Annotated in this window: 10 protein-coding genes; 3 read left to right on the top strand and 7 right to left on the bottom strand. The window is 70.8% G+C overall.

The genetic code is table 11. The features are described 5' to 3' along the window. Positions 1-353 precede the first annotated feature (353 nt). Positions 354-1,475 carry a MinD/ParA family protein gene (locus tag OQ968_RS06480; RefSeq protein WP_324675968.1) on the top strand — a complete coding sequence of 374 codons (1,122 nt, stop codon included), beginning with the start codon at positions 354-356 and terminating at the stop codon, positions 1,473-1,475. A 13-nt stretch (positions 1,476-1,488) separates the two neighbouring features. Here the strand turns inward: OQ968_RS06480 and sigI are convergent, their stop codons facing one another. Further along, complete coding sequence (sigI, locus tag OQ968_RS06475) at positions 1,489-2,355, bottom strand: RNA polymerase sigma factor SigI (protein WP_324675841.1); 867 nt, start codon at positions 2,353-2,355, stop codon at positions 1,489-1,491. A 111-nt stretch (positions 2,356-2,466) separates the two neighbouring features. On the opposite strand from sigI, the gene OQ968_RS06470 reads away from it, so the two are divergent. Continuing rightward, positions 2,467-3,303: an NAD(P)H-binding protein gene (locus OQ968_RS06470; RefSeq protein WP_324675839.1), complete on the top strand. Its 837-nt coding sequence runs from the start codon at positions 2,467-2,469 to the stop codon at positions 3,301-3,303. 26 nt (positions 3,304-3,329) lie between these two features. Then, positions 3,330-3,770: a nitroreductase family deazaflavin-dependent oxidoreductase gene (locus OQ968_RS06465; protein WP_324675837.1), complete on the top strand. Its 441-nt coding sequence runs from the start codon at positions 3,330-3,332 to the stop codon at positions 3,768-3,770. A 16-nt stretch (positions 3,771-3,786) separates the two neighbouring features. Here OQ968_RS06465 and eccA read toward each other — a convergent pair whose 3' ends face one another. From eccA to OQ968_RS06435, 6 genes are read right to left on the bottom strand one after another with little or no spacing between them, the layout of a single operon-like run. After that, positions 3,787-5,637: a type VII secretion AAA-ATPase EccA gene (gene eccA, locus OQ968_RS06460; RefSeq protein ID WP_324675835.1), complete on the bottom strand. Its 1,851-nt coding sequence runs from the start codon at positions 5,635-5,637 to the stop codon at positions 3,787-3,789. After that, positions 5,634-7,172: a type VII secretion protein EccE gene (eccE, locus tag OQ968_RS06455; RefSeq protein WP_324675833.1), complete on the bottom strand. Its 1,539-nt coding sequence runs from the start codon at positions 7,170-7,172 to the stop codon at positions 5,634-5,636. Before eccE ends, eccA begins: the two co-directional genes overlap by 4 nt. After that, on the bottom strand, positions 7,169-8,839 hold the full coding sequence (mycP, locus tag OQ968_RS06450; RefSeq protein WP_324675831.1) for a type VII secretion-associated serine protease mycosin: 1,671 nt from the start codon (positions 8,837-8,839) through the stop codon (positions 7,169-7,171). Before mycP ends, eccE begins: the two co-directional genes overlap by 4 nt. Then, entirely contained in the window at positions 8,836-10,317 is a 1,482-nt protein-coding gene (gene eccD / locus OQ968_RS06445) for a type VII secretion integral membrane protein EccD (protein ID WP_324675829.1), read from the bottom strand. The genes mycP and eccD overlap by 4 nt, the downstream gene beginning before the upstream one ends. Beyond that, a complete protein-coding gene (locus tag OQ968_RS06440; protein WP_420715841.1) occupies positions 10,317-11,345 on the bottom strand; it encodes a MinD/ParA family ATP-binding protein in 1,029 nt (342 codons plus the stop codon). Before OQ968_RS06440 ends, eccD begins: the two co-directional genes overlap by 1 nt. Positions 11,346-11,381: 36 nt before the next feature. Continuing rightward, positions 11,382-12,215: an ESX secretion-associated protein EspG gene (locus OQ968_RS06435; protein WP_324675827.1), complete on the bottom strand. Its 834-nt coding sequence runs from the start codon at positions 12,213-12,215 to the stop codon at positions 11,382-11,384. Between the last annotated feature and the right edge of the window lie 26 nt (positions 12,216-12,241).

Genomic DNA, 12,241 nt, shown 5'->3' with positions numbered 1-12,241 from the left:
AACCGCCTGACATGCCAACTTCCCTAAGTCTAGCCTGGCGGCTACCGGCAACGTAAATTCGCTGCGGGCGGCGTCCGGCACCGGCGCGACATGCTGTTTTGGTGCGGCTGATCGGCCGGCCACCCGCCCCGGTGCGCCGTGCCGCTCGCCACATCGCCGCGGGCCGCAGTTTGCTGCGGTTCCGCCCTGCGCAGCACAATGGCGCTGAGTGGCCTTTGCGCGAAATTGATGGGGTCCAAGGCGGCGCCGGAGGCGATACTGGACGGCGGCGGGACCGCGGGCCTCATCACTTTCGGGAGTTCGCCGTGGTCGGCCGCACACGCGACGATCGCTCGCATCGCACCGAGGAGCCCATGAACGAGCGCGACGAATTCTTGCGGAACCGCCTGCAGCCCGGCCGGCCCACCGCCCCCGCGGCACGCCCGGGCATCCCCCCGGCCCCGTCGAGACCCGCCGCGCCGCGCCCGCCGGCCCCGTCGGCCCCGTCGACCCCATCGGCCCCGCGCCCGCCCGCGCCGTCCCGGTTGCCGCCGCGATCCACCGCACCCGCGGCCCCCGTGACGGCGGAGCTGCCCGAGCGCGGCTGGCGCCGCATCCTCCGCCTGGTCACCTTCGGTCTGGTCAAGCCGGGCCCGTCGGCCGCGCAACGCGAGGAGGCGCGGTTCGAGGCGGCCATCCGGACCGGGCTGCGCGGCAACTACAAGGTCGGCGTGGTGGGCAAGGGCGGCGTGGGGAAGACGTCGGTCGCCGCCAGCGTCGGATCGCTTCTCGCCGAGCTCCGCCCGCAGGACCACGTGGTGGCGATCGACGCCGACACCGCCTTCGGCCGGCTGAGCAGCCGCATCGACCCGCACTCGACGGCCTCCTTCTGGGAAATCACGTCGGACAACAACCTGCGCTCCTTCACCGACGTCATCGAGCGGGTCGGCCGCAATTCCACCGGGCTGCACGTGCTGGCCGGCGAACCGGCGTCCGGCCCGCGGCGGGTGCTGGATCCCGCGATCTACCGGGAGGCCGCGTTGCGGCTGGACCGCCATTTCACCATCTCGGTCATCGACTGCGGCTCGACCATGGACTCGCCGGTCACCCAGGAGGTGCTGCGCGACCTGGACGCGCTGATCGTGGTCTCGTCGCCGTGGGCCGACGGCGCCTCCGCGGCCGCCAGGACGATTCAATGGCTGTCGGATCAGGGCATGGCGGAGCTGTTGCGCCACACCATCGTGGTGCTCAACGATTCCGACGGCCACGCCGACAAGCGCACCCGGGAATTGCTGGCGCGCGAGTTCATCGAGCACGGGCAGCCCGTCGTCGAGGTGCCTTTCGACCCCCACCTGCGGCCCGGCGGCGTCATCGACGTCACCCACGAGATGGCCTCGGCGACGCGCCGCAAATTTTTGCAGGTAACCGCAACGGTCGCAGGATATTTCGCCGCGCGGCCCGGTCGCGATCGCCGGCCGGACACGGACGGGAGCTGAGCCCCGGGCGCCGCTACGCCCGCGGGGCGGCTCCGGCCCGGGCCGACGGGTCGGCGATCGCTTCGATCTTCGTGACGAGGCGGCCCCGGATGGTCAGCACGATCGCGGCGAAGAGCCGGCGCTGCGCGAACGCCAACAGCACCGGCTGCCCGGCCGGACCGCTCACCAGCGTGACTTCCGGCCCCAGGTAGCGCAGCAGGTTGGTGGCCACCGCGTGCGGCCCGTGGTTGACCTGCGGGGGCGGCGCCGGGTCGGCGAGGACCGTGCCCACCCCCCAGACCGTCGGGTCCAGCACCGCGGTCAACGCGGCGATGTCGCCGTTGGCGCACGCGGTGATGAACCTTTCGGTGACGAGCTGGTGCTCGGCGGAGGCCACCTCGCCCAATTTCGGTCGGGCCGTGCCGAATTTGGCCCGCGCGCGCCGCGCCAGCTGGCGGCAGGTGCCGACGGGGCGGCCCACCGTTTCCGCGATCGTGTCGAAGGGGACGCCGAACACGTCGTGCAGCACGAACGCGACCCGCTCACCGGGGCTGAGCCTGCGCAGGACCTCCAGCAACGCGGCGCGGACCTCGTCGTCGAGGGTGACCCGGTCGGCCGGATCAAGCTGCGCCGACGACAACTGCTGGTCGACCTCACCCGGCCGTTCGTAGCGCGCGCGAGCCGAACGCACCTGATCGAGGCAGAGCCGGCTGGTGACTACGGTCAGCCAGCCACGGACATCGTCGATCTCATCCAGGTCTGCACGGGACAGCCGTAGAAACGCCTCTTGCGCAACGTCTTCCGCGTCGCCGACGTCGCCGAGTATCTGGTATCCGAGGTTGATCAGATACGGGCGGTGCTGACGCCACGCCTCGCTGATCTGTTCATCCGACTGGTCCATGAACCTTCGACGATCCGATGCCGCAAAAAGTTACGCGTTTGCGGTTGTAACTTTCCCACCTTTCGCGCCGTCCTTGGTGTACGTCGAAGGACACGGGAAGGGAAGCACATCATGACGATCCTCGTAACCGGGGCAACCGGCAACGTCGGGCGGCCGCTGGTCGCCGAACTCGCCGCCGCGGGCGCACGCGTCCGGGCGGTCACCCGCTCACCCGGGACGGCCGCCTTCCCGCCTTCCGTCGAGGCGGTCCGATCGGCGGCCGAAGCGCTGGCGGGGGCGTCGGCGGTATTCCTCAACTCCCGCGCGCTCGGCGCCGAGCTGGCCTCCGTCGTCGCCGAGTGCGTGGCCGCCGGGGTCAGCAAGCTGGTGGCGCTGTCGGCCATCAACGCCGACGACGACTTCTCCCGGCAGCCGTCGCGCTTCCGCGGCGACCGCAACTTGGAGGTCGAGCAGCTCGCGGTCGACTCCGGACTGGCGTGGGTGAGCCTGCGCCCCACGGTCTTTGCGACGAACTTCGCCGGCATGTGGGCGGCGCAGATCCGCGCCGGCGACGTGGTGGCCGGGCCGTACGCCGCGGCGTCGACGGCGCCGATCGTCGAGAGCGACATCGCGGCCGTCGCAGCGCGGGCGCTGCTCACCGACGACCTCGTCGGCCAGCGGGTGCCGCTGACCGGCCCGCAGGCCTTCACCAACACCGAGCTGGTGAACGTCATCGGCGCGGTCCTGGGTCGCCGGCTGCAATACCGGGAGATGCCGGCCGAGGCGGTGCGGCAGCGGTTCGTCGGCCTGGGTTTCGGCGCCGGGTTCGCCGACGCCTACATGGCCATGCTCGCCGAGACCCTCGACAAGCCCGCCCTGGTCACCCATGACGTCGAGAAGGTCCTGGGCCGGGCGGCGACGCCGTTCGCGCGCTGGGTGTCGGCGCAACGCCACCTGTTCGAAAAGTAGATCCCCGCACACAAAGGAGCTCTGAAATGTCGCAACCGCGCCCGCCGCGCTACCTCAAGCCGATGAACAAGTTCATGATGGCGGTGCAGCGCCTCGGGATACCGACGGGTCCCGCGATGGTGCTGACCGTGCCCGGCCGCAAATCGGGCCAGCCGCGCAGCACCCCGATGACGCCGTTCGAGTTTCGGGGCGGCCTCTACGTGGTGGCCGGCTATCCCGGCGCCGACTGGGCGGCCAACGCCCGCGCCGCGGGCGCCGGCACGCTCGCCCGGGGCCGGCGATCGCGGCGGGTCAGAATCGTCGAGCTCGACGCCGACGAGGCGCGTCCGGTGCTGCGCGCCTTCCCCACCGAGGTGCCCGTCGGCGTGGCGTTCGCGAAGCGCTCGGGAATGGTGCGCGACGGCACGCCCGACGAATTCGAGGCGCTGGCGGGCCGGCTCGCCGTCTTCCGGTTCGAGCCGACCTGAGCTGGCTCGAGGTTGCTCAAAGCGCTATGGGCACATGCTTTTCCGCGCACGCGTCCTTGACCGCGGCGATCACGTCCTGGGTGCGTAACGCCTGCAGGTCCTCGACGGTCACCGAGCCCTTGTCGGTGCGGTGCTGGGCGGCCACCCGCGAGTCGCGCAACCGCTCGGCGCGTTCGACGACGTTGCGGGCGAACCGTCCGTTGTGCATGACGTCGATGCCGTGCTCGCCGTTGGGCGCGTGGTAGGCGCGCAGGGTCGCGCACGCCGCCTTCAGCGCCTCGCCCGCGGCGGGCTCGAGCACCGTGGCGCGCGGCTTGCCGTAGCGGACCGCGATCTCGACGAGCTCGTCGGGCGTGTAGGACTCGAAGCGCAGCTTGCGATTGAACCGCCCCGCCAGACCCGGGTTCACCGTGAGGAACTCGTCGACCTCGCGCTCGTATCCCGCGCCGATGAAACAGAAGTCGAAGCGGTGCACCTCGAGCGCCACCAGCAGCTGGTTGACGGCCTCCATGCCGATCATGTCCGGCCGGCCGTCCTGGTGGCGCTCCACCAGCGAGTAGAACTCGTCCATGAACAGGATGCGGCCCAGCGACCGGCTGATCAGCTCGTTGGTCTTCGGACCCGACGCGCCGATGTGTTCCCCGCAGAAGTCGGCCCGCTTGACCTCGATGATCTCGGGATGCCGCACGATGCCCAGCCCGGCGTAGATCTTTCCAAGCGCCTCGGCGGTGGTGGTCTTGCCGGTGCCGGGCGGCCCGACCAGCAGCATGTGGTTGGTCTGGTTGGCCACCGGCAGCCCGGCGGCCAGGCGCAGCGCGCGAACCTCGATCTGGTCCTCCAGCTCGGCGACCGCCCGTTTGACCTCGGCCAGCCCCACCTGGTTGTCGAGCAGCGCGCGTCCCTCCTGCAGCAGTTCGCTGCGCCGCTCCTGGTGCTCCGACTCCTGGCGCTGCTGCTCGGACAGCTCGGTGCTCACGTCCCACTTGTTCGTCCGGCTCCTGATGGCCTCCTCGTCGGTGACCACCAGCTGCAGCGCGGGGTCGGCCAACGCCTGTTTGGCCGACTCGATCAGCGCGCCGTTGATGGTCGCCTTCGAGAGCCACACCTGCGCCTTGTTCTCCTCGCCGAGTTGGCGATGCGCCATCCCCCGCACATACGCCAGGTCGGCGGCGATCAACGGGAAGTCGTTGGGATCAATTGCGGTGACGGCGGTTTCGAGATGCTGGCGGCGGGCCTCCGTCGGGCCGCCGTAGCCGCTGCGCAGCTCGACGCGGTCGGTCCACTCCAGCGCGACGCGCCCCTGCCCCAGATGAGCGGCGGCGTGGGCGGCCAGGGTGCAGGTCGCCGCGGTGACCGCCGACATGATGATGGCCTGCGGAGGCAGGACCCCCGCCGCGACCGCGATCACGTCCGGCCAGCGTTGCGTGGCGAACATCAGGTAGGCCTCGATGTACTGCTGCCACTGGTGGTTCTCCCAGCTGTCCAGCAGGGCCGAATCCTTCAGCAGCGCTTCGGCTTTCTCGTACTGCCGGTCATCGATGAGCGCGCTGGCCAGCGCCAGGCCGGCGTGCGAGGCCTCGGTCACCGAAATCGACAGGTACGGGCCGGCTTTGATGGGCGCCGACAGGCGCGCGCCGAGCCGGTTGGTCTCCCGGTGCAGCCGGGCGCCGTAGGTGTAGAGCTGCTGGACGGTCGACAGCGATTCGTCACCCGCGGCGATGCGGCCCAGCCAGGCGTCGGCCATCGACGGGTCGATCTCCGTCGCCTCCCGGAACCGCGCCTCGGCGCCCGCGGGGTCGGTGTCGAGCAACGTCATCGCCTGATCGAACACCTTGCGCGCGGCGGCGGGCGTGGTGCTGCTGGTCATTGAGTATCCACCGCTTCGAGCTCAGAGCTTCGCAAAACCGTCGGTTCCGACGATACGTAACGGTTCTCGGCGCGGAACAACTCCACCTCCACCGTGTGCACCTGCCCGTCGGTCCGGACCTCCACCGTCGCCGGGCCCACCTGGGTGATGAGCACGTTGGCGGTCCCGCGGTACGGCTCGCCCGGCTCACCGACCGAGATCAGCGTGTTCGGCCGCGGGGCGGGCGTGAGCGTGCCGTCGACGACGCTGACCGTCGTGCCCGACACCGGTTTCGCCTGGTCGCTCACCGCGATGTCCGGCATGCGAACGGTGGCCCACCGCTGCATGTTTCGCGTGTGCACCGTGATCCGCTCGCCGGCACCCGCCATGCGGATGATGAACCGCTTGGCCAGCGCGTCCTCCGCGGCGATGTGCACCCGGCTGAACTCCCCCGCGTCGTCCAACGGCAGCAGCAGCCGGTTTCCCCCGGCGACCTTGCCGAGCAGCACGCCCGACGGCCCGATCGGGACCACCAGCGGGCGGTCCAGCGATCCCCGGCGCACGCCGCGCAGCGCCGGCAGCGGACCACACAGGTTGGCGGCGATGGCCAGCGCCTGCTGCCCGGGCAACGTGTGCAGCATCGTGCTCAGCGGGGCGGTCGGCTGTTGCGCGGTGCGCACCGTCACGGTGGCGGTGACTGTTCCCGAGCCGAAAAGCGTTACGTTCTGGATGATCCCGTCGGCGCGCGCCGACCAGACGTGGGCCAGCTTCTCCGCGGTGATGTCGCGCGGCGCGTACCAGTAGGTGGTGAGCCAGCCGCTGTCGCCGCGCACCGATCGCCAGCGCCGATTGGACACCTCCAGCGCCGACCGGCCCAGCCGCCGCTCCATCTCGACGATGTCGGTGGCCGTGGCGACCCGCGCCCGGATTCCCTTCTGCCGCATGGCCGCACAGATCCGCTGCGCGGCCGCGAGCGTCGCGGTGCCCACCGAGGCCCGCGCCCGCAGCGCCTCCACATTGTCGAGGACCGACGTCCGCACGATCAGCCAGGTCTCGCGCTGACCAGCGTACGGCGGCGTCCCGATCAGCGTGTCGTACACGCGCGGGTAGTCGCCCGTGCTGCGCCGCCGGGCCCCGGCACTGACCACGCTGAGCGAACCGATCCTCAGGCCGAGGCTCTGCTGCAGCAGCGGCTTGAGATCGGTGATGTCGAAGGCGTTCTCGGTGTAGGTCGAGGTCGACCCGGTGAACAGGGTGGGGGTGTGCGGCTTCCCGAGCAGTTGCACCGCGGCCACCGCGATGCCGTCCTGGTATCGAACCCCGCCGCCGGCGCGGTCGTTGGCCACCGTGAGCGGCTCGGTCCACTCGATGGGCCGACGGCGCCGCAACCACAGCGCCAGCCACGACCACACCGGCTGCCCCCGCCAGCGAACGACGCCGATCGCCGTCCCGAGCACCAAACCGGCTGCGGCGCCGCCGTATCCACCGACCGCCCACCCGGCGAGGACGGTGAGGAAGATGCCGGCGATGATCGTCAGCCTCGTCGCGGCGCTCATCGCTCCCGCCGCGCCCGGAAGATCAGCGACGCCACCGCGATGGCGGCCGCTACGACACCGGCGAATATCAACGCCATGTCGCGGGCGCGGTGGTCCGGCGGCGGTGGCGGCGGCGCCGGATGGACCAGCCGGCTCTGCGCGGCCGGTGGAAGTCGTTCTCCCGCAGGCACATCGAAGGTCAGCGCGGCCACCGGGTCCACCACGCCGTAGCCGACCTGGTTGTCGACCCCGCGCGGCGGATTGTGCGCCGTCTGCAGGATCCGGTTGATGATCTGGTGTGCGGACAGCGCGGGGTATTTCGCGCGCACCAGTGCGGCCACACCGCTGACGTAGGCCGCCGAGAAGCTGGTCCCCCAGAACGGCATGTTCTTCTCGCCCGGGCGGATCGGCGGGTAGGCGTTCGCCGGTCCCCCCGTCTCCGGGGACAACCCCATGATCCCCACGCCGGGCGCCGCGGCGGCGACCCACGGCCCGGCCAGGCTCTTGCTGATCGGTGCGCCCGTGTTGTCCACCGCACCCACCGACAGCACGTAATCGGAGAACCACGACGGCGACGACACCGTCTTGACCTGGTGCCAGTCGCGGGGATCGGACGCGCTCAGCGGATCGAAGGACGGGTTTTGCGCACAGTCGTCCTCGCTGTCATTCCCCGCCGCCGCGACAACCACCGCGTCCTTGACGGTCGCGGCGTACCACACCGCCGCGCCGATGGCGCCCTGATCCAACGGATCGGCGGCCGAAACACACGCCGTCACACTGACATTGATCACCTTCGCGCCCATGTTGGCGGCGTGCACGATGGCGCTGGCAAGCGACGCGATGGTGCCGGCCTTCTTGCGTCCCTCCAGGCCGCCGGGACCGGGGTTGACCGGTTCGTAGGCCCGCGAGGACTGCCGGATGGAGATGATCACCGCATGGGGCGCGACGCCGACGATTCCGTCGGGCGCCCCCGGAGGCGGGGGCGGCACCTCGGGATCGTCGGGCTGGTTCGGCGCCGGGTCACCCGGCCCGTTCGACGGCACATCCGGGGGCGGCGGGGGCGGCGGGGGCGGCGCCGGGACCACCTGGGTGATCGTCACCGGCGGGGGCGGTGGCGGCGGCGCGGGCGGCGGCGGCGGTCCGCCGGGGGGTGGCGGTCCCGCGTCGGTCGGCGGCGGCCCGGCCGGTGGCGGGAAGGCCGGGGCGCTGGGCATCGGCGCGGGCATCGGAATGCCTTGCGGCGCAGCCCCGATCACCGAACCCACGATGCTCCCGTGCGCGTCGCAGTCCGTCAGCCCGTCGCCGCCCATGATGTAGTCGCCGCCGGCGACGACCGGCAGCCGACGGTTCGGGTTGATGCCGGTGTCGATGACGGCGACCGGCACCCCGTTACCGGTCGAGTACTGCCACGCCTTGCTGATGTTGAGCATCGTGAACCCGGGCGCGGGCAGGGCGACGTTCGGGTCGGCGACGGTGATCGTGCGGGCGCACGCGAAGCTCTGCCGCATCGGCTGATCCGGGCCCGGCTTCCCGTCGGCCGGCACCCTGCCGGGATCGACGATGGGCGGCGGAATCGCCTGCGCCGCGGGAAGGCTCGCCAACGCGGCGACGAGCAGGCTCGCCAGCGTGGCCGCACCGGCGCGCCGCGCCCCGGCCCGTCGAGCACCGCCGGCCCCGAGACCGGTCATCGCATCCGCACCCAGGTGAACAATCCGCCGATCCACGCCGCCAGCGGCAGGGCCGCGATGATCGCGGCGATCTCCACCCACTCGGCGATCATCCGCACCAGCGGGGTGAACCTGGTGATCGGCACCAGCAGCGCCGCCAGCAGGCCGGCGCCGCCGAACGCGGCCAACACCAGGGCGCCCCACAACACGGCGTACTGCGACGAGGCGGGCTCGTGCACAACGTATTTGACGACGCCGACGCACATCGCGGCGGCGGCGCCGCACACCAGGGCGATGGCCTGCCGCTTGTCGGCGAACGCGCGGCCGCGGCTGATGAAGATCACCACGAACAGTCCCGCCAGCACCGCGGCGGCCACGCTCTTGCCGCGGCCCGGCATCAGCGTGGCCCACACCGCGGCCGGCAGCGTCAGCCCGGCGCCCACGCAGATTCCGGTCAGCACGTTGTTCGCTCGGGTCGCCGCCGCGGCGATCAGCTCACCGCGCGGCGTGGTGTCCGGGTTCGCCTCCTCGTCGGCCCCCTCTTCCACCGGCGCCACCGCGTCGACGGGCAGTCCGGCGCTGCGCCGGAACAGGTCGCGCCCGGTGATCGACCCGAAGTACGGGGGCCGGATCCGCGCCACCCACAGCGCGATCGTCGGCGCCATGGTCAGCAGCAGCAGCAACGCGACCTGGGTGCACATCCCGAGCCACTGGGCGGGAATCGGCCACCACATGCGCGCCGCGGCCGCCGTCCCGCCGAGGACGAACACCGTCACCGCCGTCGCCGCCACGTTGGCGTGGCGCCCCGTCACCGCCGCGATCCCGCAGGTCAGCACCGCGGCCGCCAGCGCCGCGATGAACACGTGCGCGGAGCCCAGCCGCCCGGGCGCTCCGCACGCGACGCCCGTCGACAGCAGCGGCAGCGCGAGCCAGCCGAGCCCGTCGACCATGTCGGTGCGATCCGGCCACCAGCGCCACACCGCGGCGGCGCCACCGGCGGCGAGCAGACCGGCCGCCCCGGTCACGATGCAGGGCAGCAACGAGTCGGTCGAAAGGCGTTGGCGCAGGGCCAGTCCCACCACCGTCGCGCAGACCATCGCGAGGATGACCAGCGCCACGCGGGCCGCCGTTCGGACGGTGACCGGCTCGAAGAGTCTCTTGCCCATGCGGGCCAGCCCGGTGGACAGCGATTCGTATTGCGGTTCGAACGACTCACCGTCCACCGCGGGAACCAGCGCCAGCGTGGCGCCGTCCTCGACGCCGAGCTCGTCGAGGGTCTTGGTGACGTCCAGCCGCACGCCGTTGGCCTTGTGCAGCTCGTACCCGACGCCGGGCTCGAGCCCGTTCAGGCCGCGGCGCTTGAGCTCGTCGTTGAGCAGCTCGACGACGTTGTCGATGAACACCTCGATGGGCACCGACGCCGGGTACACCTGCGAAACGAGGTGCTCTCCACAGACGACCGCAACCGCACAGCGCGCCGGGAACGACACCTTCGCCATTAGTGTGGCCTGTCGGCGTCTGGAATGTATTTGTCGGCCAACGCCGCGGTGATCTCGAACAGCCGCAATCGGGTCTTCTTCTTCAACTCGTGCTGCGTGTCGATGATCCCGCCCTTCGCGAGATACGAGTCGTACGGCATGAATTCGACGGTGGCGCCCGATTGCGCGAATCGCTCGGTGAGGTAGGCGCGCGCCTCCGCGTCGTATTTGTCGCGGCTGTCGTTGAGGATGACCATGCTGCGGGACACCAACTCGTGATAACCCATCGACCGCAACAGGTCGATCGCGCGGGTCACGGGCAGCGAGGTGTCGGCCGTCAGGCCGGAGACGAAAACCAGCGTGTCGCACGCGTCGAGCACCGCCTTCATCACCGGATGCTCCAGGTCGTCGGAGGTGTCCACCACGATGACGGTGTGGGTGCGGCGCAGCCGGGCCAGCACCCCGGTGAACATCGAAGCCACCAGCGGCCGCGGCTGATCCGACGCCCGGTTGCCGGCCAGCACGTCGAGGCCGATGCTGTTCTGTCCCAAGTGTTCTCGAATATCCGCGTAGCCCTGCACATCGGTGTCGTTGAGTACGGCCGTGTAATCGCCCGGCGGGTTCTCGTCGATCCGCCCGGCCAGCGTCCCGAAGCCCGGGGCCGCGTCGATGGCCACCACGTTTTCGGGCCGGCATTCGCGGAACACCGCGCCGATGCAGGCGGTCATGGTGGTCTTTCCGACTCCGCCCTTGCCCGAGACCACCCCGATCACGTACTGCTTACGGATGTGCCGGCGAATCCGCTCCTGCAATTCCCGATAATGCCTTTCGGCGGGCGATTCGCCAAAGTTGATGGCACGGAAAGACGCCCGGTAGACGAATTTGCGCCACCCCCCGCCCGGCGGAATTTTCCGCGGCGCGACCATGTCGGAGATGCGTAAGGTGCCCGATACCGAATCCGGGTTTTGGTAGCGAGCCGAGGTCGCGTCTCGCCGAGTCGGTCCGCCCTGCTCCGGTGAATTGGATGAGGCCGTCCACGGATTTGTCACGGCGCCGATGCAATCATTTACGCGATACCTCTCGAATTACACAACTTTTCGGTACGAATACCATTCCCGCTCGGCCGGCAAACGCCGCACCATGTGGTTGATCGCCGAGGCGACGCGGCCCTTGGTCCCCGGGGCGACGATCATCCACTGCTTGCCCGCGGTGCTGACCTGTTCGACGACCAGCCGCCCCTCCGGCGTGTCGATGATAGTCACCCCGCTCTGCTCGATGAACGTCCGCGTCGGCCGGCCGGTGTCCACCCCGGCCTGGATCGCGACGATCGAGGCCTGCGCGGAGCGGGCGGGGTCGGCGGCCAGCTCGAGCATGTGGAGTTGATCGGGCTCGAGGCCTTGCCGCCGGAAGAATCCGCGCACGTCCTCCAGGCTGGCCGCGGCGGCGCGCATCGCCTCGGCGTCCAGGGTCACGGGCCGCAGGGTCGCGGGCGTGTTGCCGCCACACAGCCGCTCGATCTGCGCGTTCAGCGCCGAGCTGGCCGAGCCTTCGTTGCTCGCGATCCCGGCTCCGCTGATCCGGACGATGTCGGCCGACCGTTCCAGCGCCACCCACCATTGCGCGAACCTGGCGAGCACCACCCGCGGCGGGTCGTCATCGTCGGGTATGCGGAAGTACATGATCAGGCCGATGTCGCGGCGGCCCAGGACGGTCAGCCACTCCAGCACCGTGCTGTCCACGGCGCCCGACTCGTCGATCACCCCGGCGGCCAGCAGCTCGGCGGCCACCGGGTGCTGCAACGCCATCGTCTTGGGCTCGACGCTGGGCAGGTGCGGCCGCAACCCCAGCTCGGGGGCCAGCACCTCGATACCGCTGAGGACCTGCAGGGCCCACAGCCCGTCCAATGTGGTGGTTAACACGCTTTTCCCTTGACGCAGACCCTGGG

The organism is Mycobacterium sp. 663a-19 (genome assembly GCF_035616495.1).
Taxonomy (GTDB): Bacteria; Actinomycetota; Actinomycetes; order Mycobacteriales; family Mycobacteriaceae; genus Mycobacterium.
Note: the sequence above shows the minus strand (reverse complement) of the source record. Positions and strands in the feature narration are given on the sequence as shown.

Coding starts and splice junctions, on each gene's coding strand:
- OQ968_RS06480 (WP_324675968.1), top strand. CDS start 354: ATGAACGAGCGCGACGAATTCTTGCGGAACCGCCTGCAGCCCGGCCGG.
- sigI (WP_324675841.1), bottom strand. CDS start 2,355: ATGGACCAGTCGGATGAACAGATCAGCGAGGCGTGGCGTCAGCACCGC.
- OQ968_RS06470 (WP_324675839.1), top strand. CDS start 2,467: ATGACGATCCTCGTAACCGGGGCAACCGGCAACGTCGGGCGGCCGCTG.
- OQ968_RS06465 (WP_324675837.1), top strand. CDS start 3,330: ATGTCGCAACCGCGCCCGCCGCGCTACCTCAAGCCGATGAACAAGTTC.
- eccA (WP_324675835.1), bottom strand. CDS start 5,637: ATGACCAGCAGCACCACGCCCGCCGCCGCGCGCAAGGTGTTCGATCAG.
- eccE (WP_324675833.1), bottom strand. CDS start 7,172: ATGAGCGCCGCGACGAGGCTGACGATCATCGCCGGCATCTTCCTCACC.
- mycP (WP_324675831.1), bottom strand. CDS start 8,839: ATGACCGGTCTCGGGGCCGGCGGTGCTCGACGGGCCGGGGCGCGGCGC.
- eccD (WP_324675829.1), bottom strand. CDS start 10,317: ATGGCGAAGGTGTCGTTCCCGGCGCGCTGTGCGGTTGCGGTCGTCTGT.